Origin of the sequence: Sphingobacterium sp. UBA6320 (assembly GCF_002440335.1) — a bacterium.
Classification (GTDB): Bacteria; Bacteroidota; Bacteroidia; order Sphingobacteriales; family Sphingobacteriaceae; genus Sphingobacterium.
The window spans coordinates 24,613-45,621 of the sequence record NZ_DJTA01000022.1 but is presented as its reverse complement, the minus strand read 5'-3'; the positions used below and the strand labels follow the sequence as shown (position 1 = coordinate 45,621).

Genomic DNA, 21,009 nt, shown 5'->3' with positions numbered 1-21,009 from the left:
AAATCGGCATAAAAATGAATAGACCGATTTGGGCAACTGAAATTTTGGTCATGATCAGATATCTTTCCTGTTGTCATTGGAGTCGATATCGATCAGTTTATTATACGGATCAATACCTACCTGAGCAGGCAATCCATCGACCACCAGTGTAACCTTATTATTGATCTGATCAATCTTATGTTTCCTCAGATACAATTCAGGAGACGGATTTCCATCCTGCTTTTTCGCTTTCGAAAAAACTCCGATCTCGATATAATCGCTTAGTGGCAAAGACTGTACGGTCTCTTGATCTGATTTTTTGAATGAGATGGATTTGCTTCCTGGGTCATGGTAACTTTTCTTTCCATTTTCATCCACACGATATTTGGCAACCTCAAATTCAATATCGACCTGGTACTTACCATTTTTCATTTTTTTAGCAGTAACTTTTTCAACCTTATTGTTATATAAAGTGATGGTCTCAAACATATCTTTAATCAAGTACTGCAATGAATCGGGGGTCACTTGTTTAAAATGCTCCACAAACTCCAATGATGTTGTATAGGGTGGATTTTGAAAAGCAGTATGTTCCAGATAGGTTTTAGCAGTCTTATTGAAAACATCCTCACCTAGGTAATCACTTAGAGCATACAGCACCAAGGAACCTTTCTGATAGTGGATATACATTTGATTCTCATTGAACATGAGCGGTCTCTCCCCCAATTTCTCAGCACTTCGCCCTGTTAGATAACCGTCCAATGCATCTTTTAGAAATTTGCGCATCTGCCCCTTACCATAACGTTTTTCCAACACTTTCAACGAAGAATACTCCGACATGCTTTCCGATAGCAATGTAGCTCCCTGTACATTCGCACCTACAACTTGATGTGCCCACCATTGATGTGCGATCTCATGCGCGGTTACCGCATAAGGATAATCCACCGCATCTTCATTTTTCTCCTTTACATCGGCGATAAACCCGATTGCTTCAGAAAAAGGAATGGTATTGGCAAATGATTGGGCAAAGGTTCCATCGGTACGTGGAAATTCGACAATACGCAACTGACGATGCGGATAAGCACTGTATTCTTGGCTATAATAAGCCAGAGATGCCTTACTGGATGCCATCATGCGATCCAGATTAAACGTATGTCCTTTATGATAATACACTTCCAGATTCACGCCATTCCAGTTGCCTTTCTTTACTTCATATCGCGCAGAATTAAAGGCGTAGAAATTGAGAATTTCCGTATCCATCTTGTAGTGATAATATTTACGTCCATCCTTTTCCCATTCCTTAGTCAGGTAACCCGGTGCGATGGCCAACTGATCCAAATCCGTACTCACGATAGCCTCAAAACGAATCCAATCGGCATCATTCGAAATATAATTGTTTTGCAACGATTTCTGATCTGTTGGTGGTGCCATCCGATTTCGATGTGGCAGTCCGTATTTCTTTCTGATATCGTTCTCCACCAATTCTCCCCTATCCAAATATCCTATATTTGGGAATTGCATATTGTTGATAAAAGTACCATTGCCTTTGACAGGAGATCGTTCATTCACCCAAGTATTGAGCGGACTTTGGGTACTGAAATTCAAAGTAATGGAATCACCTGGAGCAAGTGGCTGTTGTAATTTATAGATGTTAAAATTATACTTATCATCTTCCGAAACTAATGTATTGGGCACACTAAACGAGAACTTGTAATCGTAATCATTATAATTGACAAAAATCGAATCAATGGCTACCCCGGTCTTATTTTTCAATACATAAGCTACCTGTGCCTTAAAGCTTCTCTCTTTTGGGAAGATATCCATATTGAATTTAACATCCACAACCCTAGGTTGTGGCCGGTATTGATATTTTTTATATTTCTTTTCCCATTCAACAGCCTGTTTTTCAAGATCTAAACTGGTATAATACGGTTTTTTAATATTATTTTCATAATATATACCAGCTCCCATAACGATAAATCCGACAAGACTGACCGTGATTATCGCAGTAATAGTAGGATTTAAATTACTTTTAAGGATCAGCCATCTTTCCTTGATTCCTGAGAACAAACCTCTTCGCCATAGTAACAACGAAATGGTCAAGAAGAAAACCGAAAATAAAAGCCAATATACCCTATAGGTCAAGAACGGCAACACATACCCGAACCCATCCATATCCGAATAATCAATCCCAGGTCCTTGATTAAATTTGTAAATATTCTGTTCCACTCCCATTGCCGAAAGAAAGGGCAATGCGATAAACAAGAGCAAGAGCACAAAAAATCCCGTCAGATAATTTTTGAACAAAGTATGGACAAACACAGATATAAAGAGCCAAGCCAGATTAGCCAACATACCGTAAACCATCAGGTTCATGATATATTGCCCAACCTCAAATGTATAATATCCATGGTATACCTGAAAGGCCATACAAGTCACGATAACAACCAGTAACAAGACCAGCTGCATTTTGATAATAGCAATTAAAGTTGATAAAAGTAAAACCCAGTTCGGGACAGGACTCGCATCAATCAATCCCCCCATACGGCTAATGCTCCCTCGATGAATCAGCAAACCTGTAAACAGGAAAGTCAATATCAACAGAAAAAACTTAAATGTGGATCCAGGTATCATCAGCATTTTCCAAGTAACAGGATAAGTCGATGTTCCCGAAATAGAACCGACGGTACTTGCCATTAAGATAACAAAGAGGATCCCTACCAATGTCAAAATCATAAATACAGGATTTTTGACAATGTAACTGAAGTTGTATCTCGCCAATGCCCATGAAGTTTTAAAATAGTGAAAAGCTGAAAAATTATATTTCACCACCGGAAGATCCATTCTAAAAATACTTTCAAAATTATTTTTAGTCACGCGTTTACCAATTTTACTCGTTTTAAATGTAAAAGCTTGTTGAGAAAACGAAAAGAACAAGTAAAAACCACCAATAAAAAGTGAAGATACGGCTAGCCATATCAATCGGTTATAGATCACCGCTCCAGTAAAAGGAAGATTTCTAATATCTTTTTCTGCTGGAGACCAATATTGTGTATAGTAGGAAATGGCACTATCCCCAAATGGATCGATCAATGCACCAAGGTATCGATTATCCATATCAGCTGTACTACTGTGTACCACCGCTTGCAGCAGAAGCAAAATCAGTACCGCAACAAAACCCACATATACATTTCTAGTCAGTGTCACCAATACAAAAATAATGGAGCTAAAAATTATCAGGTTGGGTATGACCTGAATAAGATAGGTCTGAAAATAGGCAAATACATGCACCGGACCCAATAAACTTTGGTTAATACCGGGAACATACTGCGCAACTATAATCCCTAGTGTAGAAGCCAATACGATGATTAAGACTACTGAAAGTGAAGCAAAAAACTTACCCAGCAAATAATCAGTCTTGGTAAAGGGATAGCTAAACAGGATGCTATGCACATTGTATTGAAAGTCCCGATAGACAGAAGCTCCCACAATGGTTGGGATCAGAAAATAAATTAGATTAGACATCCCGTTGATCATTTCGCTGATCGCCAGAGGTGAGTTCATGATTGTATTGGAAGATGTCGTCGCGGTAATACCATCAAAGATACCAAGTGCAGACAGCATGATGAACAGTGCTAGCACAAAGAACAGCAACATGTAGATATAGATGGTACTATTCTTAAACCAGCGGGTGAACTCAAATTTAAAAATAGTGCTAAACATGGTGTTGATCTTTTTTAAGGGCGACAAAATAAACATCTTCCAGTTGTCCATCAGCAGGAACAAAAGATTCATCAGGACATAAATCGTTATACACGCGGATATTTAAGGTATTATCCTGATTATAGTTGGTTGATATCACATTATATTTTTTGGTGTACTCATCCAGTTGTTCCCGGGTGATGATACGTACCCAAATCTTCCCGGACAGCTCATCTATGGTTTCTTTCGGAGTTCCCCTTAATAAAATCTTACCTCCATTAAGGATGGCCATTTCATGACACAATTCACGTACATCATCTACGATATGCGTCGAGAAAATAACGGTATGATCCGTTCCGATCTCACGCAGTACATTGAGGAAACGGTGCCTTTCTGCAGGATCAAGTCCAGCAGTAGGTTCATCCACAATAATCAATTTGGGATCGTTCAACAGCAGTTGCGCAATACCAAATCGCTGCTTCATTCCGCCGGAGTATCCACTTACACTTTTATGGCGCACATCCCACAGATTGGTCACTTCAAGAACACGGTTGATGATTTTTTGGCGGTCAGCACCTGAAGAAATACCCTTAAGACGAGCAAAATATTGCAATAGATCGACAGCCGAAAGTTTGGGATAGACTCCAAATTCTTGCGGTAGGTAGCCCAGTACTTTTCTCAAGTCCATTTGGTTTTTCAGCACATCAATCTGGTCAAAGGTAATGGTACCACTATCCGGTCTTTGAAGTGTCGCGATAGTTCGCATTAAAGAAGATTTACCAGCTCCATTTGGCCCTAAGAGACCAAACATACCTGGTTTAATTTCAAGAGTGACATCATCTAAGGCTTTTACACCATTCGGATAGATTTTACTGAGGTTTGTTATAGATAAATTCATAAATAAGTTAACTGATAGTAATCGATTAGTCGAGTGAATAAAAAAAATGTTACAACAATATAAAAAGAATATCTCAAATTAAGTTTTCGACGAACCTTCATATAGACTTATTTAATACTCTTTTTACTCAATAAAACCTATTGGAGCTGACTTAATAGTGTAAGTACCTGATTTCCCCTAATCCATATCCTATTTTATAAATTATGTATCAAGAAAAACGGACAATAAGATTGATTTTCGATGTCTATTTTAAAAAGCTAAAAGTTGACAGGTGTTCATAAATGATTATTTAAAAAATTGGAACAGGCAAATAATAATCAAGTAAATTAGTATTCCTACAAGTGCTGCTATCATATAATATATCTTTTTATACATAAAAAAGTAATTTGATTCGATTACCCTTTATCATTATCAGCCATTATATAATGAAATAGGAAGGCTTCAATACCTGAATATATAATCAGAATAGAGAAAAATAGAATTTAAAATTCTTTTTAAAAGAACCTTACAATGGCAATAAGGCGTTAATGTCTCATTAATTAGCTCGTTGCCCAATTCCAAGCTACTGACAACCCATTGCAAACCAAATGAATACCAGTTCAACGGCTCTAGTTTTTTCGGTAGCACAATATGTGTAGCAAACTCTTATTCGAGCAATACAATCAATTTCAGAAAGATCTATGCAAAAACATAATTCATTTATTTTCTTTTACGAAGAAAACAAAATATGATCATTGTTGTAATAATCATGATTATAATATGAATCAAATAAATACGTTGTTCAATGTGTACATGTTTTATATAAAAAACAACAATTTTTGAACTTGAACCTCGTAAATAAAATCCTAGTAAAAAATTATTTAAAGAAAAAATTACATGTGAAGTACAAATTATTAAAACAATTACCGACATTGAATTAATAATTTTCTTCACATCAAGTATATTTTTTCTTTTCTGTATCTTAAGTATTTTATACTCGTGTATATAATTGTTTTTTGTTGAATTAGAACTTATTTTTAATAAAAAAAGCAAAATAATACTTTCAATAAAAAATACAATTGATAGACCTGTAAATCCTTTACCAAAAACACTGCTTAAAAAATGTAATTCAATAATATTATTTATATCGCCGTTTGAAGCCCAGTAAGTACTGTAAAGATCTAATCCTAATGTAAGTGGTATATAGATATATAACAAATATTTATTCATATAACAATTTATAATATTAAACAATTCCCCTTAACCTTACTAAAGTTCAGGGAAATTGTTTAATTATTTTTGTGAAGCAAGTAACCCTATTCCCGCAACACAAACTGCTCCTTGAAATGCCCAAATTCCCAATAATACTGCCATTGGAATAAAGCCACCATCAAGATCTACCATCTCATTAGTATTCAATTCCTGAACACCCATTGATTTTAATTCTAAGTTATTCATATTTTTGTTTATAAAAAACTATTCCTACTCTATTGCTAAGCCTTTTCGGATAACTGCTTCGTTGATCAACAATACTAAATTACAGTTGCTCAATGCTCAAAAAAAGCATTGGCAGTAGTATTTGAAAAATTATATTAACCTGCAAAAATATATCTGATTTGTAGATGATCGAACTGTTTAAAGGTGTCAATTACAAATCCGTAATATATTGAAGTAATAGATATCATTTCCTTTATCAATATCCTTGTGACATAGAAAAATTACTTATTTTAAAATATTAAACCTTCTTAAAAATAAAGAAACCAATTTTACTATGATGGTCCTGCACACTGCACGATTTACCAACATATTTGAGTAAATAATAAGTAATCATAAAATCGCCCATTGCAACTAAAATAAAAATATAACCGAAAAAATAAATCAATATATTACCTATAGACAAGCCTATCAAAATCGGAACTAGTCCTAAAACAATTGCCGGCATAATTATACCTAAAATATAAGAATTTCTTTTTAGAGGAGCCTTACAATGGCAGTAAGGTGTTAATGTTTCTTTTATAATTCCAAATTTTATTGATTTAAATCCACCAATATTTGAACAGAGTACCCACGTAAGTCCATGTAGTAATTCATGTAATACAATTCCAAATAATATAGAAATAACGATATACAGACAGTATAAACTTAGATCAACTGCGCTCATACCGTGTACATGATGTCGAATATTTTCAATTTCAAATTGATGTTTCCAAATAGCGTAATAGCATATAAATAGCATCAAACTGATAGGGAACACCAATTTTAATATCAAATTACTAGCATCTTTCTCTTTAATTGTAAATTCCTCTTTCTCTGTTTCACTTAAAATATGACTCATGATGAATAAAGTAAATCAATTTAATTCTCTCAATATTAATCGAAAAACAATAAGCGTTTTTCGATTAATATTATATTTTAGGAGACTAGATATTTTCCTGCTTTAATCAAAAACCAAGTACAGCATATTATCCAAGCAAAAATGAATATAGTTCTGTAATAGTTTTTAAATCGCTTTTTGCTGTTCATTAAGAAAATAACTCCTTAGCAGCTGCAACTAAACCAACTCCAGCCGCTACGGCACCAAAACCTATCCCAACACCTTTAAGAATTGCTGCCCCTGCAATGATTGGTAATATCCCACCATCAATTTGAATCATTTCTTCTTGACTCAAATTCTCTAATTTCAATGTTAAATGTTCCATATTTTAAAATTTCAATTATTTATCTTTATTTGCTAAATACATACCTACTCCTACAGCTGACAATCCCAATTGTACTCCCCAAATGATTCCGATAGCAACAGCTGGTAAAAATCCCCCTTCAAAATTTACCATCTCATTAGTATCCAATTCCTGAACACCGATTGATTTTAATTCTAAGTTATTCATATTTGTATTTATAAAAAATTACTCCTACTCTATTAAGCCTTTTCGGATAACTGCTTTGTTGATCAACAATACTAAATTAAGTGCCTTCAATGCTCAAAAAAAGCATTGGAGATATTTTTTGAGAAATAATAAGTTCCTGCTGAAATATGTCTGATCTGTTGATAATTAAGCTGCTGAATATCAACCTTAATCTGAATAGAATACTCTTCTTGATAATAATAAGTATTTCGAGATCGATCATACTCCAACGGGGCCCCTATCCCCTTTAGGTACTCTATAATACGCGCTAGTCTCGATACAGAAAGTCCAAGACGAGTTGCAAATTCAGCTTGTGTACCTGTTCTCCTCTGACGGATCAATCGATCCATTAAGTTGATCCTTTCAATGTATTTGAATAATTGCATAACCTATGATTTAATGTATATGATTAGAAAATTTAATATCGCCCGATACCTGATAATGCAGCATCAAAAGGCTAAATAGCGAATTATATCGGGCTCTTATCATTTCGGATTCCGATTTGATGAGATTATTTTTACTCGTATTAATATCGTAAATGGACGCTTTACCAGCCATAAAACTCAGTTTAGAATACGCCAATGATTCCTGTGTTGCAGCAAATGCTTCGGTCGAGATCTCATATTGCTGCTTACTCTCTATCCAGTCGAGCTGCAACTTTTCTAAGATCTGTACCTGTTGCTGTTTTTCATGATCACCGAACAGTCCGATTTCCTTTTTACGCAAATTCAGCTGCTGCAACTGCCGCTTCGTTTTCCCTTTATTAAAAATGGGAACTGTGACTGCTATAGCGAGTTGTTGAGCAAAATTATCTTTGGTCTGAACAAATACAGGACGTTCACCAGGAGATTTAAAAGCATTGAAATAAGTTGTTCCCAAGCTCGCGGAACCTTTAACCAAGGGATAGTCTGCCGCTTTGATCAGCTTGGTTTCTACATCCAATCCGAGAAGCTGATTTTCAAGCTTTGCAAGAATGGGATTATTATCAAAGGCGGTTTGAATAAGATCCGATTGACTTTTAACGATCCCCGTTTTAAAAATTTCAGTTTCTAAAAGTGGATCGTATATGATCAAACTTTGATAATCCGTAAAATTCATATATTGAGCTAAAGTTAATTTTGCCTGTTGCGCTTCTTTATGATATTGTTGGAATTGCTGTTTCTCCCGGGCTAAGTTCGCCTTAGCCTCAAAAACTACCGCCGGTGCAGTTGCTCCGACTGCAGTACTTTTCTCCGCTTTATCAAGCAATTGCAAAGAAAAGTTTATTGCAGAATCTTGTGCATGTACTAGAGCTTGGGAAAGCAATACTTCCAAATAGCTTTGTACTACTTTAAGTGTTAAGTCTCTTCTTAAAATTCCTTTTTCCAGCTCCTCCTGCTCCGCTTGCAGCGTTGCCTTCTTAGCCTGATTGCGCAGATAATTGTATTGATACAGCGTGACCTCCGCATTGATCCCCATATTGCTATTGAAGTTATCATTGCGGCGGATCGTGCCAAATACATCTTGCGAGTGACCAAATGTGCTGTACCCATTAAAATATCCACCTACAGCAGGCAAACGTTCCCTACGCGCCATTTCCTGATCCAGATTTTTAATCGCCACTAAAATATCCTGACGTTTTATTGGCAGATTATGATCGATCGCATAAGCCACACAGTCCGCCAGAGACCATCGCTTCTGAGCCCATGCCGCCTCTATTGTCCAAGAGAACACGAGTATGATGAGAAGTAATTTTTTCATGAATTAGTCCAGTATAACCGATTGTTTTTTCCACATCTGTCTATAAGCAGATTCGCTCAGCAATAGTTCCTCATGACTCCCCTGTTCGATTATCTGCCCTTCTTTCATGACCATAATCGTGTCCGCACCAGCTATGGTACTCAAGCGATGAGCGATGACCAACATCGTCTTTCCAGCATCCCGAAATCGGTCGAAAGCACGCTGAATGATCAATTCTGTTTCGGTATCCAATGCCGAGGTCGCTTCATCCAGGATCAAGATATCAGGATCGCGGTATAGTGCACGAGCAATGGCGATACGCTGCCTTTGTCCACCAGAAAGCATAGAGCCGTTTTCACCTAGATTCGTTTCAAATCCAGCAGGCAATTTCTCAATAAAGGACATCATATCCAGTTCTTTTACAACATCCATCATCCGTTGAAAATCTGGAACCTGCTCTCCCACCGCAATATTGTCCACCACATTTCCAGAGAACAGGTCGATCTGTTGCGGCACCACTGCGATTCGCTCGCGGAGCGATTGCTTAGAGATATAACTGAGGTCATATTGACCGATGTGGATCTTTCCCGATTGGACAGGATACAATTGTTGGATCAGAGCCCCTAAGGTTGTTTTCCCACTTCCGCTTTCACCGATGATAGCAGTCATCTTTCCTTTTTCAAATCGGCAACTGAAATCCTTGAATACTTCAACACGAGAACCGTAAGAAAAACGAATATTTTCAAAAACAATATCACCCACCTGGCTGCATGCCAAGTCCAGTTTACCTTCACTTTCTTCACGTTCCAGATCCATGATTTCAAACAGACGATCCGCAGCAATCAATGCATTTTGCAATGTTTTATTCATCCCGATCAACTGGCTCACCGGACCTGTTAAATATCCGATCAGTGCATAGAAGGATAGTAACTCTCCGGGGGTAATCGTCCGGTCGATCACATAATAAGATCCAGCCCATAACAAGATAATGGTAAACAGGCGTGAAAGAAACTCACTCGATGTTGCCGAAAAAAGACCATTCAATACAGACGAGTAAATAGTTTTCAACAGATGGCTAAACTTCTGATCCGTACCGCTGTTAAAATAAGTTTCCATACCAAACTGCTTGATGGTCTTGACCGCATTGAGCGACTCCACCAGATGCGATTCCAATTCAGCCCCTTCTTCCATCAGCCGACGTTCCACCTTTTTATTTAATTTATTGGTCAGCCAATACACAAAAAAATAAAGTGGGATCACCAATAAAATAATCAGGGCCAATTTCCAGAAATAGGAAAACATCAACGCAAATGAGAAAATCACAATCAGTACATTGACAACAGCCTGAATAGCAACATCATTGATAAATGCCCGAATCTTGACCGCATCATTGACTCTTGAGATAATCTCACCCACCTTCATCGTGTCAAAAAAACGCTGTGGAAGACGGAGCAAATGCTGATAATAACCTAAGATCAAATAGCGGTCAATACGCTGTCCCGTCTGCAGGACCATCACACTTTTGAGCGTGCCGATGATCAATTGAAATAACAAGATCACCAACATAGCCACAGAAAGCAGATTGAGCAGCCGAACATTGCCATCCACCAGTACATAGTCTGTTATTTTCTGGATATAAAAGGAAGATGACAGACCGAGTAAGGTATAAATCACCGCACCGACGAGCGCCTGTAAAATAATGGACTTATGCGGCTGAATCAAGTTCCAGAACCGATTGTAGACACCTTTTTTTTCATTGCGCTGCTTAAAATATTCATTCGGTTCCAATAAGATCAATACACCCGTCCAGATCTTCTGAAATTCCTCCATGCTGTACTGCTGTACTTTTCCGGGACCCGGATCCATTACCTTGATCTGGTTTTTATGAACCTTATAGATCACGACATAATGCTGTAACTGACCATTTAATACCACATGTGCGATTGCTGGCAACGGTATCTGTGGAATGGCATCGATACTACCTTTCACTCCTTTAGCCGTAAAACCCAATTCCTGCAATCCTTGAATCATACCCAATACATTTGTACCTCGCGTATCGGTATGACAGTATTGTCTGATCTTTGCTATTGGAATATCTAATCCATAGTAACTTGCAACGGAAGCCAGACAAGCAGCTCCACAATCTCGAATATCATGTTGCTTAATACGGACTGGAGATTTTTTCATGATAATTATTATCTATTTTTAATATTTAGCCGACACTTCATACAGCTTTTGCCCTTCGTTTATTCATTATTATGGCCCTATCATGAGCCATTATTCATGGCTACGACCTCGTCACAGCACATGCCTCTTTCATTCGAATAGCCAAAAATCAAGAGTTTTTATTTCCCAGATTGGGGTTAAAAAGATCATCAGCCCGATCAAAAAGCAATTGCCAGAGCGTACGGTCCACCAGAAAAAAACGAGCATTAAAAGTATTGCCTTTACCGACCATCACTTTGTTGCCGTTCGGCAAACTCAGATAATTGGCATCCATATGACAGCGAACTTTGAAGAAGGCAGCATTCTTCTGATCAGAGACCAGATTATAATCAATGTCTTTCACAGATCCTGTTAAGAAACCCCATTGATTGTAATTGTAAGTATCCATCTGAAATTTGACCACTTGCTTATCTTTGATATAGCCAATGGCATTTGCAGGCACCATACATTCAGCCACCAGATTATCTTCTGGCGATATTTCCAGTATATCCTGTCCCTGTATAATTTGACTTCCTTTTTGGAAACCCTTCAAATTAATCACCGTACCACTAAGCGGAGCCCGGACGATATAATTTTCACCATCGATATAAATCGCATGGCGCTCCGAAGCTGTAGATTGATGTTTTTGTTGCAGCTCGATCAACTTGGCACTCCATTGCGCCATCTGCTGTTTCTCGATGGATAGCATTTGATTTTCCAATTGTTCATACGCATATCTACTTTTATCAAATTCTGCCTGCGCTATGATACCTTGGTTAAACAACAGTTCATTACGATCCAATTCACGTTTAGCTAAGGTCAGTTGCGATTGCACTTCCGACATCCGTTGCTGCATCGAGACAAGTTCCATCTGATACAAGCCACTTCGCAAGCCCTTATAATTGCTAGAAAGGAGGAGCTTTAGATCTGCGATCTGCTGTGCATAGTCAGCCTCCAGATGCTCATTCAGCTCCAATTTATTCTGTAGATCTTTTGATACGATTACAAATAAGGTATCACCTTCCACCACCTTCTGATTGTTTCCATGGATACGACTTTCGACAACACGGCCACTGACCAGCGATATGATCTTGCTGTTTTCAGTTTGCGGTCTAATCACTCCCGATGCAGAGATCGAAATCGGAATATGGACAAATGGTAAGGCCGTAAGCGTACCGACAATCGCGATAAGCAAGAGCACATAAATAATATTGGTTTTTCCCATAATGATCATGAATTAACCAAATTTCCCAAATAACTACATCATCCACCACAACCACAGGTTGTATTTTATATTTTTTCACTATCTTGAAAACATATTAAGTCTAACGAGCAGATGCAATTTTTCGATATATTTCCGACCCTTCAAGAAGCTCCCTATTCGTACCTCTTCGTACCGATCATGCTCATCAGTAGCATCATCGGATTTTACAGCAAATCCTATTTTCATGCCTTGATTTTACATCCTTATGAAATAGCCCGAGGCAAGCGTATCCATACCCTGCTTACCTCTGCCTTTATTCATCGCAATTGGCTCCATCTACTCTTTAACAGTATTGTTATTTATGGATTAGGATATGATACCTTTGGCAATATCATGCAAGAATTCGGAATTCTAGCTGCATACCTATTAACTCCCATACTGATTATCTTATTAATTTCTTTGCCCAATTTAATGCAAGTTTATCAAGAAAGAAATGTTTTTCACTTTACGTCGGTCGGAGCTTCGGGACTAAGTTTCGGCTTATATGGTTTCTCTGCACTCTTTTTCCCCTTACAAAAAATCAATCACCTCTTCATCCCTTGGATAAACAATGCTGCTCACTACTGGCTATATATATTAATTGTCAGCATACTTTTATCTTTCATAAAAGTTTCTAAAATCAATAGATCGCTCCATATCTACGCATATTTGTTAGGATCACTCTTTGCATTTATAATCAGAAAAGAGTCCGTTTCAGAATTTATCAAGGCATTATTTCTTACATCTTAAAATATTCAAACAATACTTCCCATAGATTTAATCTTTTTTCATCCCTTCGCTGACTGCCCGCATTTATTGCTCTTGTTTCCTCTGGACTTAGTGCCACCACATGACTATTGTTTAATTTTTCTTCCATGATTGTTGATTTTATTACCTCTCAAAACTCCTGAAATAGAGCACACTAAACCACAACCACAGGTTTTAAACTACAACCTACAGTTTTAACACATGTAAATTTTATAACCTCAAGTTATATTCTTAAATTTGTCTATTGGAAATTTTAATATAAGTTATGTCAAAACATAAGATTGGAACTTTCATTAGGGAGAAGAGAGAAACGCTCAAAATATCGCAAGAAGCAGTTGCTTATCATCTGGAGATGTCGCAAGCCGCGTATTCAAAAATTGAAAGGAATGAAACAAAAGTAAAAGTAGATCAGGTGTACAAAATTGCCGAGTATTTTGGTGTAAGTATCTATGAACTTTTACCTCCATCACTAGCGAGTGATATTATGGGAGAAAACGTATTTGGTTTAGCTTATCACTATATTGTTGTTGGAATAAAAAAAATCAAACTTATTTTTAGATAAACTAAAAATAAGTTTGATCGATCAATAAAACGCAAATAAAAAGCATAAATCAAAGTTTCATTCAGATAATGAACACTACTGATTAATTTACTAATTTAAGATTTTGATACAGTTGGTTTAACAAACCGTTGTTAATAGGTGGAATATCATATTGATCCAAATTTTTCCAAAATTCATTTGAATATTTACTTTTATTTGGTGATTTATAGCTATTTGATGACAATTGTTTTTTCATTTTCTTAAAATTGTCAGAGGACATAAAATTTCGATCTAAAATATAAAATTCAGATAATATTTCATATGGCAAATGGCCAAACTCAGCTTTACGTTTTATAGTAGCAACTTCATGTTGATATATGTTCAAAAGATGATACAGATTGGCTTTTTCGATTTCTAACGATGAATAATTTTCGACTTGTACTTTTTGTTTTGTATTGATTTCAAGTCTAAAAATTTTATCCTTCAATATAGTGTCTGGTAAAACCTGATCAATAAAGATCTGCATACTTTCACTGTCCTTATTATAAGATATAGTCCCTGCTTGTTTTTCATTTTTCATGATGTATGAAAGGTTGGGCTGTTTCTTTTCTATTGAATATATCTTTGAGTTTTTTAGAATATGCTTAAAAGGAATTTCCACGATATGACTAACAAGAAAGAAGCTTCCCATTTTATCATCATAATCTCTCACTATAACCGAATCGCAAAATACCCTATAATCGAGAAGCCGAAAACGAGATTTTTGTCCATTGGAAGGAATATAGTACTCCATAAGACCGTCTATAAAATACTTATTTTTCTTATTAAAAGTTTCCAAAGATCTAAAATAACCCTTTAAAACAATTACATCGGAATTTTTAGGACTAATTATTACTTCCTGAAGTTTTGTAGAACGGGGATTAAGTAGAACAGTAAATTTTGTCTTTAAAGAAGGGATATTGATATTCTTTGTCTGATAAGAAATATGCTGTGCGGCAAGTCCTAATAAATCCTCACCTTTCACTTGAATGCCATCTAACAAATCAAACTGACCATCTTTGTTGCTAAATCCAATTAAGTTTCCATACCTCGTATAAATATTTACCCCTGAAATCGGAGTATGATCTGCACTATCAACAAAAAATATTTGACCAACAACTGGCATTGACAGTACTACACAAAAGAAAAGAAGAAAATATTTTGGAATCATAAAATTTAAAATACACAATTTCATTAAAATAAGTGGGGTGCTAAATAGGAAATTAGTTCCCCACTTATAAAAGTTAAATTTTAAAACTGGTTTTTAACCCAATCTACAGCATCAGATATTGCTTCATAAATTGCCGTAATTAATCCTGGAAATTTTATGCCACCTTCGATATTAACCATTTCTTGTTTTTCCATTTCTTGAAGGCCCATTTTTCTTAAATCTAAGTTATTCATATTTCTGTTTATAAAAAATTATTCCTACTCTATTTGATAAGCCTTTTCGGATAACTGCTTTGTTGATCAACAGTACTAAATTACTATCGCTCAATGCACAAAAAAAGCATTTAAAATATGTTCGAAAAACCCTTGAAGAAAGACAGAGGTGGGCGCTATAAATATGTGAGAGAGACAAATTAAAGGAAATCCTTAAGCCAGATTAATTGATTTAATATTGGCGACGGTTTAAAGAAATATTATTTATAATAAATAAAAAAAATACGTAGGTAACAATAAAATAATTTTAAAATACAAGAATTTTATCTGAAATTCGCGCATCAGATTTAGCCTATATAATAATCTAATGAATTTTTCCAATTTAAATAGTCCCTTAAGCAAGTTAAGAACTAGACATTATATATGTTGTGTTCTAACATTTTTATTGTTTTCCTGCGCAAAGGAAGTGATCATCGTCCCTCCAGATACAAACGCAACAGAAGTAGTCATTTTGTCACCAGAAAGCAATACTAGCAATAATCTGATCTTCTCCGCCGAAGTCAGGTATTTAAACAATAGTGATTCGATCCAATCGCATGGTTTTATAGTCGATGGGATAAGCGGAGAGACTTACATTAAAAAAGAATATTCCATATCAACACCTTTAAAAGCAGGCCGAATCACGTTTAAAGTTCCTGATCCAGAGATTTATAAAGAGGGAACATATTTCCTGTATAAATATTTTATAAATACAAAAAAGGGAATGTACACCAGTAAATTAAATCAATTTGTGGTAAGTAACCTCAAAGTGCAGGCGAAAGATAATCTCATAATGGCTATTGGCGAAACCGTAATCGTCGATGGAGAGTTTACCAATATCGAAAAGAATTACGACCTGGTATATTCCTACTATACTTACGAAGAATTTAAGATACCCTTTGAAATTATTAATGCAGGAAAAAGCATACGTTTTCAAATTCCCGAAGGATTAGAGCAGGGAAACAATGTCACATTCAGACTGGTTAGCAAGGATCAAAAAGGACCACAGTTGGCTGCCATCGTCGCAAATGCCTTTATAGTTGCAAAATTATCGTTACCATCCACTTACAGTTATTACTTTAATGATGTTGTTAATTTACCATATACAACAAAAAATTATTATGATAACAATGGATTGCAGGTATTTATCGGAAATGTTTTTTTAAAACATTCGGAATACTTACGCATTTCTGATTTTATCCTCCATCAAAAAGGCAAGTCTTTCCCTATGGGTTATACCAATGGACGAGATACGGTCACTTTTCCACAGCCCCTAAATCTTATTGAGCCAGATCCCAATGATTTTATTGTAAAACCCGATTATGTGCATCCCGGGACAACATTTGAAGTGTCAGGACCAGATCCTGCCAAATTTAATTTCTATGGTTATGTCACTGTAGGAGATAAACGTGCCTATTACTTGCAAGAAGGCAGTGCTTCTAAAAAAGGAGAATTGAGTATAGGCGACCTTCCAGATGGTGAATATCCAATGGAAATGACCAATTACCACTTCAGCTATAAAAGCAACAACAAGATTAAAGTAAGAAAAGTAAATATTTCTTCAATCAGCCCCAGTGCAAGTTATACCGGAGATATCATAACCTTGAAAGGTTTATTTATCAAGGGCAGATCTTATACATTAGAAATAGATAAAACATCTGCTGCCTATTCAAGTTGCACGACTAACGGTGAAATAACTTTTGAAATCCCATTGATGAAAGCAGGAAATTATCAAGTCAAAGTGCAGCATTTTAGTGAGATCGGATCGACAAGACCATCCAATACCGTAGCTTTGGAGATCAAGCCCACAATTATTAATTCTATATATCCTCTACGCGCTAAAAGTGGAAGTCTAATTACAATTGAAGGTAATGGAATGAATGGCTACAAAGCACAAATTGCTGATGTTGAAGTCCGTCATACCCTATCTCAAAACAACAAAATACAATTTAAAATACCGGATGACTTACCAAAAGGTAAATACAGAATAAACATTAGTGATACTGCTTTCGATTTCGACAATACAGTTTCAGCTACAGAATATCTTGAAATCTATTAATCGAAAAAGAGAAATTATTATGAAAACTAAATCTATAGCTAAAATTTTCTTATTCTGGATTCCTATATTCTGTCTGGGGATACTTATTGGATGTAAAGAAAAAGAAGTCATTGAGCCTATTGACTACAGCCCTGTACAATTGAAAACAACCTCTTTTAGTAACTTGGCAGGAAAAACGGTTACTTTAAAAGGGAATATTTCTCGATTAAATGGAATGCCGGTGGAAGATTATGGATTTATAATCCAAAAGATAAAAGAAAATGAAAAAGAAATTGTCGTCAGCATTGGAAGCAAAGTTTCCATCGGTGAGATCACATTGCAGTATCAACATAGCAGCAATTTCGAATTAGGCGATCGTTATCGTTATACACTATATGTCAAAACTAAAAACGGATTCTATCGTGGCGAAAGTAATATTTTTGAAGTGGATGGAATTAAAATAGATCTTTTACAGCTAAAATTAGTTCCCAATAACGATAAAATAACCGTTACCGGCGATTTCCAATTTCTCACGGAAAACATTAAGATGTATTATCAACATCAATACCAACAGGAGGTCCAGCTACCTTTTCAAGTTTCTAGCGACCGTAAAAGCCTTACCTTTACCTTGCCAAAGTCGGGCAAATTCTATCATGGCAATACTGTATCTATTTTCTTGCAGATCAGGGATCAATCGGGCTATAAAACCAATAGAGAAGTCGCCAGTATTCAGATCTTGGGCTCGTTAAATCCGCCTGCACAAACTAAGATCTATCTCAACGAACCTATACAACTCACCGGGATAGCGGTAAATGGAGATGCAATACCATTTTCTGCCCCATTTTATATCCTGATCAATGGAAAAAAAATAGAATACAGATCACAGATTTATCTTCATGAGATCGAAGGGCTAAAAGGATCTAAATTTCAATTGGGTTATTACAATGGAAAAGACTCGGTCGTCTTCAAAGATTCCATAGAACTGATCAAGCCCCTTGGCAGTAATATCCACTTTGAAAGAAAGGTCATTCATTCTCCCTCTTTAATGAATATAAACGGTATCGATCTGTACACCTACATTATGAATCCCGATCAACCCAAGTATTATCTAGGCAAACATAGCGTACCGCATTATTTTAACAGTTCTTATGAAACTCAATCATTTACTGTGCGTAATATTCCAGATGGTGTTTACAATTTTAGTTACAGCAGTCCTTTTTATAGCGTAACTAGTACAGAGCAAATGGAAGTTAGAAACTTGAAATGGGATACACCTGCCAATACAACACGATATGTCGGCGAGCCATTTACAATAACCGGTAATTTTATTGATGGTCACGGATATTCCGTTATCGGAAATGGGATCGGAGAAGGTGCTATCGCTCAAAATGGTCAAATATCTTTCATCATTCCGGGCTACGTCATCGGAGAAACAGAAATTCAGATAGGATATGGTGTAAATATCAATTACAATGAAAGTTATTATGCCCCTAAAAAGCAAAAGCTGTATATACACGATTTTCAGGTCGATAACATATCACCACTCAAGGGCTATCCAGGAGATGTTGTAACCATTAAAGGTAAGGGATTGCTCTACATACAAACCACTCTAGGAGGAGCATATGCCAATAGTATCTATCGAAGCACTGATGAAATTCGTTTTATTATTCCAGCCTTTGCTCCAAAAGGAAAATCCGCGATTGAAATGAAATTAAATGGTACGACAGTAAAATATAAGGACCTTTTCGAAGTTTTATAGACGATTGATACAGATAGCCCATCAGAATTATTGCATTCTCATATTAGAAATAAAACCTCCTGAATTGAGTATTTCAGGAGGTTTTTATGACACGACCACCACTATTTCACCACAAATTGAAACGAAATAGTGCCATGCAAAGTTGGATCTTCTGATTATTGATCTTATTATAATTAGCTCAGATTAAAAACAGTTCGATTAATAAATATTTACATCTATCAGCCTATCTTATTGAAACCGTTCTAATCCAGATTGTTCGGCCTCAAGCTGGATTAGAAATCTTTACTTCGATTCTCAGTTAAATGATTAGCTTGTAAATAACATCCACATCTTTTCAAACCAATTATTAAGCTTCTCGCCCCTTCGCTGACTGCCCGCATTTATTGCTATTGTTTCCTCTGGACTTAGTGCCACCACATGACTATTGTTTAATTTTTCTTCCATGATTGTTGATTTTATTACCTCTCAAAACTCCTGAAATAGAACACACTAAACCACAACCACAGGTTTTAAACTACAACCTACAGTTTTAACACATGTAAATTTTATAACCTCAAGTTATATTCTTAAATTTGTCTATTGGAAATTTTAATATAAGTTATGTCAAAACATAAGATTGGAACTTTTATTAGACAGAAAAGAGAAAATCTAAAAATATCACAAGAAGCAGTTGCTTATCATCTGGAGATGTCGCAAGCCGCGTATTCAAAAATTGAAAGGAATGAAACAAAAGTAAAAGTAGATCAGGTCTACAAAATTGCCGAGTATTTTGGTATCAGTATTTACGAACTTTTACCACCATCACTGGCCAGTGATTTTACCGGAGAAAACATTTTTGGTTTAGTATATCAATACCTACTTGTAGGAATAAGGAAAATCAAATCCACATTAAAATAGGCAGTACTGTCAGAATCACGAAGTTATTTGAAGATTATAGTGAAGCTTATCCAGGAGAATGTTATGGCAGGATTATTTAGGATTATCTATCCGACATAGGAGTCTAAATTAACGATCTATACAGCAAGACACCTATCATAGGTCATTGAGATTACTTTGAGATCTAGTATCATCCGAGCGTGCGATGCAGCAAATACTACAGCATATTTTTGTGTATTTTTAGAATATAAAAGTTTATTCAACACTAGATCTAAAGTTGTCAATCTAATGTTGAATAAACTAAATTTAGAAACTACAAAACTTTAATTACTAAGCTAATAAAAGTATCAGCCGTAATAGAGAAATTAAAATGGGGACAACAGAAAAAATATTTTCAGACCCCTATTAACCATTTTCCCAATCCAGTTTTTTAGTGTTCAATATTACTTATTTATTGGCGGCCTCAGCATCTTTATATCCAACATACATTGCCAATAGAATTAATGGAATAAGCCCACCACCATTGGTATCTTTTTGTTCCTCAAAAGATAATTCTTTAAATTGATAATCCGTCATAACTTTATAATTAATGAGTTGCATAATATAATGCTTTACCAGCATAATAACCTAAAGCCAAAGAAAAAGTTCCTGCAGCAAAACCTAGAGCAAGTACAGGAATTATACCTCCATCAACCTGTACCATTTCGTTCATATCCATTTCTTGGACGCCGATCGTTTTTAATTCTAAATTATTCATATTTTGTTTATAAAAGAATTACTCCTACTCTATTTGATAAGCCTTTTCGGATGACTGCTGTGTTGATCAACAATACTAAATTACGATCGACCAATGCACAAAAAAAGCATTTAAAACATTTCTGTAATTAAAATTTCACTGATGATTGGAGTAAAGTAGGAAGTGCTCGACCGTTTTTCACAAT

The 21,009-nt window shown here is 35.8% G+C and carries 22 protein-coding genes; 5 read left to right on the top strand and 17 right to left on the bottom strand.

Annotated features, from left to right (window positions below; all coding sequences use genetic code 11):
- Positions 1-54: 54 nt before the first annotated feature.
- The 11 genes from B3P23_RS14000 to B3P23_RS13950 all read right to left on the bottom strand — a co-directional run bounded on the left by B3P23_RS14000 (position 55) and on the right by B3P23_RS13950 (position 12,607).
- Positions 55-3,699: an ABC transporter permease/M1 family aminopeptidase gene (locus B3P23_RS14000; RefSeq protein WP_293927156.1), complete on the bottom strand. Its 3,645-nt coding sequence runs from the start codon at positions 3,697-3,699 to the stop codon at positions 55-57.
- Positions 3,692-4,576 (bottom strand): ABC transporter ATP-binding protein, encoded by an 885-nt coding sequence (locus B3P23_RS13995; RefSeq protein ID WP_293927153.1) that lies wholly within the window; start codon positions 4,574-4,576, stop codon positions 3,692-3,694. Before B3P23_RS13995 ends, B3P23_RS14000 begins: the two co-directional genes overlap by 8 nt.
- Before the next feature lie 699 nt (positions 4,577-5,275).
- Positions 5,276-5,785, bottom strand: a complete 510-nt coding sequence (locus tag B3P23_RS13990; protein WP_293927151.1) for a hypothetical protein — start codon at positions 5,783-5,785, stop codon at positions 5,276-5,278.
- 63 nt (positions 5,786-5,848) lie between these two features.
- Positions 5,849-6,013: a hypothetical protein gene (locus tag B3P23_RS13985; protein WP_293927148.1), complete on the bottom strand. Its 165-nt coding sequence runs from the start codon at positions 6,011-6,013 to the stop codon at positions 5,849-5,851.
- Positions 6,014-6,290: 277 nt separating this feature from the next.
- Entirely contained in the window at positions 6,291-6,890 is a 600-nt protein-coding gene (locus B3P23_RS13980) for a DUF3267 domain-containing protein (RefSeq protein WP_293927145.1), read from the bottom strand.
- Positions 6,891-7,077: 187 nt separating this feature from the next.
- A complete protein-coding gene (locus tag B3P23_RS13975; RefSeq protein WP_248753082.1) occupies positions 7,078-7,254 on the bottom strand; it encodes a hypothetical protein in 177 nt (58 codons plus the stop codon).
- Between the two features lie 15 nt (positions 7,255-7,269).
- Positions 7,270-7,440 carry a class IIb bacteriocin, lactobin A/cerein 7B family gene (locus B3P23_RS13970; protein ID WP_084405257.1) on the bottom strand — a complete coding sequence of 57 codons (171 nt, stop codon included), beginning with the start codon at positions 7,438-7,440 and terminating at the stop codon, positions 7,270-7,272.
- Between the two features lie 86 nt (positions 7,441-7,526).
- Positions 7,527-7,844 carry a hypothetical protein gene (locus B3P23_RS13965; protein ID WP_293927140.1) on the bottom strand — a complete coding sequence of 106 codons (318 nt, stop codon included), beginning with the start codon at positions 7,842-7,844 and terminating at the stop codon, positions 7,527-7,529.
- Between the two features lie 10 nt (positions 7,845-7,854).
- Complete coding sequence (locus B3P23_RS13960) at positions 7,855-9,198, bottom strand: TolC family protein (RefSeq protein WP_293927137.1); 1,344 nt, start codon at positions 9,196-9,198, stop codon at positions 7,855-7,857.
- Between the two features lie 3 nt (positions 9,199-9,201).
- Positions 9,202-11,364 (bottom strand): peptidase domain-containing ABC transporter, encoded by a 2,163-nt coding sequence (locus tag B3P23_RS13955; RefSeq protein WP_293927134.1) that lies wholly within the window; start codon positions 11,362-11,364, stop codon positions 9,202-9,204.
- Positions 11,365-11,512: 148 nt separating this feature from the next.
- The gene (locus tag B3P23_RS13950; RefSeq protein WP_045752175.1) at positions 11,513-12,607 is read right to left on the bottom strand and encodes an HlyD family secretion protein; all 1,095 of its coding nucleotides are present in this window, start codon (positions 12,605-12,607) and stop codon (positions 11,513-11,515) included.
- A gap of 111 nt (positions 12,608-12,718) precedes the next feature.
- Between B3P23_RS13950 and B3P23_RS13945 the strand changes: the two genes are divergently transcribed.
- Positions 12,719-13,375 carry a rhomboid family intramembrane serine protease gene (locus tag B3P23_RS13945; RefSeq protein ID WP_293927127.1) on the top strand — a complete coding sequence of 219 codons (657 nt, stop codon included), beginning with the start codon at positions 12,719-12,721 and terminating at the stop codon, positions 13,373-13,375.
- Here B3P23_RS13945 and B3P23_RS13940 read toward each other — a convergent pair.
- A complete protein-coding gene (locus tag B3P23_RS13940) occupies positions 13,365-13,502 on the bottom strand; it encodes a hypothetical protein (protein WP_293927124.1) in 138 nt (45 codons plus the stop codon). The two genes, B3P23_RS13945 and B3P23_RS13940, sit on opposite strands and share 11 nt — an antisense overlap.
- 156 nt (positions 13,503-13,658) lie before the next feature.
- On the opposite strand from B3P23_RS13940, the gene B3P23_RS13935 reads away from it, so the two are divergent.
- On the top strand, positions 13,659-13,955 hold the full coding sequence (locus B3P23_RS13935; RefSeq protein WP_293927121.1) for a helix-turn-helix domain-containing protein: 297 nt from the start codon (positions 13,659-13,661) through the stop codon (positions 13,953-13,955).
- 82 nt (positions 13,956-14,037) lie between these two features.
- Here the strand turns inward: B3P23_RS13935 and B3P23_RS13930 are convergent, their stop codons facing one another.
- Together B3P23_RS13930 and B3P23_RS13925 are read right to left on the bottom strand one after the other, a co-directional pair.
- Positions 14,038-15,144: a hypothetical protein gene (locus B3P23_RS13930; protein ID WP_293927118.1), complete on the bottom strand. Its 1,107-nt coding sequence runs from the start codon at positions 15,142-15,144 to the stop codon at positions 14,038-14,040.
- Positions 15,145-15,224: 80 nt separating this feature from the next.
- Positions 15,225-15,377, bottom strand: a complete 153-nt coding sequence (locus B3P23_RS13925) for a hypothetical protein (protein ID WP_293927115.1) — start codon at positions 15,375-15,377, stop codon at positions 15,225-15,227.
- Positions 15,378-15,723: 346 nt separating this feature from the next.
- On the opposite strand from B3P23_RS13925, the gene B3P23_RS13920 reads away from it, so the two are divergent.
- On the top strand, positions 15,724-17,454 hold the full coding sequence (locus B3P23_RS13920) for an IPT/TIG domain-containing protein (protein ID WP_293927112.1): 1,731 nt from the start codon (positions 15,724-15,726) through the stop codon (positions 17,452-17,454).
- Between the two features lie 19 nt (positions 17,455-17,473).
- The gene (locus B3P23_RS13915; protein WP_293927109.1) at positions 17,474-19,192 is read left to right on the top strand and encodes an IPT/TIG domain-containing protein; all 1,719 of its coding nucleotides are present in this window, start codon (positions 17,474-17,476) and stop codon (positions 19,190-19,192) included.
- A gap of 306 nt (positions 19,193-19,498) precedes the next feature.
- Here the strand turns inward: B3P23_RS13915 and B3P23_RS13910 are convergent, their stop codons facing one another.
- Positions 19,499-19,636, bottom strand: a complete 138-nt coding sequence (locus B3P23_RS13910) for a hypothetical protein (protein ID WP_293927106.1) — start codon at positions 19,634-19,636, stop codon at positions 19,499-19,501.
- 156 nt (positions 19,637-19,792) lie between these two features.
- On the opposite strand from B3P23_RS13910, the gene B3P23_RS13905 reads away from it, so the two are divergent.
- Positions 19,793-20,089 (top strand): helix-turn-helix domain-containing protein, encoded by a 297-nt coding sequence (locus B3P23_RS13905; protein WP_293927103.1) that lies wholly within the window; start codon positions 19,793-19,795, stop codon positions 20,087-20,089.
- 426 nt (positions 20,090-20,515) lie between these two features.
- On the opposite strand, the gene B3P23_RS13900 is transcribed toward B3P23_RS13905, so the two are convergent.
- Both B3P23_RS13900 and B3P23_RS13895 read right to left on the bottom strand, forming a co-directional pair.
- Positions 20,516-20,644 carry a hypothetical protein gene (locus B3P23_RS13900; RefSeq protein ID WP_293927100.1) on the bottom strand — a complete coding sequence of 43 codons (129 nt, stop codon included), beginning with the start codon at positions 20,642-20,644 and terminating at the stop codon, positions 20,516-20,518.
- A 10-nt stretch (positions 20,645-20,654) separates the two neighbouring features.
- Positions 20,655-20,825, bottom strand: coding sequence for a class IIb bacteriocin, lactobin A/cerein 7B family (locus B3P23_RS13895; protein ID WP_084405240.1), 171 nt, complete (start codon positions 20,823-20,825; stop codon positions 20,655-20,657).
- Positions 20,826-21,009 lie beyond the last annotated feature (184 nt).

Coding starts and splice junctions, on each gene's coding strand:
- B3P23_RS14000 (WP_293927156.1), bottom strand. CDS start 3,699: ATGTTTAGCACTATTTTTAAATTTGAGTTCACCCGCTGGTTTAAGAAT.
- B3P23_RS13995 (WP_293927153.1), bottom strand. CDS start 4,576: ATGAATTTATCTATAACAAACCTCAGTAAAATCTATCCGAATGGTGTA.
- B3P23_RS13990 (WP_293927151.1), bottom strand. CDS start 5,785: ATGAATAAATATTTGTTATATATCTATATACCACTTACATTAGGATTA.
- B3P23_RS13985 (WP_293927148.1), bottom strand. CDS start 6,013: ATGAATAACTTAGAATTAAAATCAATGGGTGTTCAGGAATTGAATACT.
- B3P23_RS13980 (WP_293927145.1), bottom strand. CDS start 6,890: ATGAGTCATATTTTAAGTGAAACAGAGAAAGAGGAATTTACAATTAAA.
- B3P23_RS13975 (WP_248753082.1), bottom strand. CDS start 7,254: ATGGAACATTTAACATTGAAATTAGAGAATTTGAGTCAAGAAGAAATG.
- B3P23_RS13970 (WP_084405257.1), bottom strand. CDS start 7,440: ATGAATAACTTAGAATTAAAATCAATCGGTGTTCAGGAATTGGATACT.
- B3P23_RS13965 (WP_293927140.1), bottom strand. CDS start 7,844: ATGCAATTATTCAAATACATTGAAAGGATCAACTTAATGGATCGATTG.
- B3P23_RS13960 (WP_293927137.1), bottom strand. CDS start 9,198: ATGAAAAAATTACTTCTCATCATACTCGTGTTCTCTTGGACAATAGAG.
- B3P23_RS13955 (WP_293927134.1), bottom strand. CDS start 11,364: ATGAAAAAATCTCCAGTCCGTATTAAGCAACATGATATTCGAGATTGT.
- B3P23_RS13950 (WP_045752175.1), bottom strand. CDS start 12,607: ATGGGAAAAACCAATATTATTTATGTGCTCTTGCTTATCGCGATTGTC.
- B3P23_RS13945 (WP_293927127.1), top strand. CDS start 12,719: ATGCAATTTTTCGATATATTTCCGACCCTTCAAGAAGCTCCCTATTCG.
- B3P23_RS13940 (WP_293927124.1), bottom strand. CDS start 13,502: ATGGAAGAAAAATTAAACAATAGTCATGTGGTGGCACTAAGTCCAGAG.
- B3P23_RS13935 (WP_293927121.1), top strand. CDS start 13,659: ATGTCAAAACATAAGATTGGAACTTTCATTAGGGAGAAGAGAGAAACG.
- B3P23_RS13930 (WP_293927118.1), bottom strand. CDS start 15,144: ATGATTCCAAAATATTTTCTTCTTTTCTTTTGTGTAGTACTGTCAATG.
- B3P23_RS13925 (WP_293927115.1), bottom strand. CDS start 15,377: ATGAATAACTTAGATTTAAGAAAAATGGGCCTTCAAGAAATGGAAAAA.
- B3P23_RS13920 (WP_293927112.1), top strand. CDS start 15,724: ATGAATTTTTCCAATTTAAATAGTCCCTTAAGCAAGTTAAGAACTAGA.
- B3P23_RS13915 (WP_293927109.1), top strand. CDS start 17,474: ATGAAAACTAAATCTATAGCTAAAATTTTCTTATTCTGGATTCCTATA.
- B3P23_RS13910 (WP_293927106.1), bottom strand. CDS start 19,636: ATGGAAGAAAAATTAAACAATAGTCATGTGGTGGCACTAAGTCCAGAG.
- B3P23_RS13905 (WP_293927103.1), top strand. CDS start 19,793: ATGTCAAAACATAAGATTGGAACTTTTATTAGACAGAAAAGAGAAAAT.
- B3P23_RS13900 (WP_293927100.1), bottom strand. CDS start 20,644: ATGACGGATTATCAATTTAAAGAATTATCTTTTGAGGAACAAAAAGAT.
- B3P23_RS13895 (WP_084405240.1), bottom strand. CDS start 20,825: ATGAATAATTTAGAATTAAAAACGATCGGCGTCCAAGAAATGGATATG.